Below are 414 nucleotides of genomic sequence, written 5' to 3'. Positions count from 1 at the left end.
CGCTTTAATAAATCCAACGCAACATATGTTGCATTAATTTACTAAAACAATCCGAGGATTAACCATGTTGAAAATTGTTAAAACTTCTATCGCTATTGCTACTGTATCTCTACTAACCACTGCTCCTGCTCAAGCTGATGTAGGCGAAGCATTACAGAATATTTGTACTATTGTAAAAGCCGATGATAAAGGCGAATTACGTAAGAAAATGAAGCGTGTACAATCTGATTTCAGATTAAAATTAAAAGATTACTACACAGGTGTTTCATGTGGTGGTAACAGCCTAATTCGTACTGCTATGTTAAATAATGCAGTTGAAACAGGTACCTTAATGGTTAAGAAAATGCCTAAAGGTGACCTTTCTGCTCCAGAGAAAGATGGTAAAACGGTTTTAGATTGGGCTTCAGAGAATGG

Annotated in this window: 1 protein-coding gene; it reads left to right on the top strand. The window is 36.0% G+C overall.

From position 1 onward, the window contains the following. Positions 1–64: 64 nt before the first annotated feature. Positions 65–414 (top strand): DUF3718 domain-containing protein (locus tag EOK74_RS20745; protein ID WP_133472031.1); only part of this gene is annotated, 350 nt, incomplete at its 3' end.

It is taken from the genome of Paraglaciecola marina, from assembly GCF_004360155.1.
GTDB lineage: Bacteria > Pseudomonadota > Gammaproteobacteria > Enterobacterales > Alteromonadaceae > Paraglaciecola > Paraglaciecola marina.
Note: the sequence above shows the minus strand (reverse complement) of the source record. Positions and strands in the feature narration are given on the sequence as shown.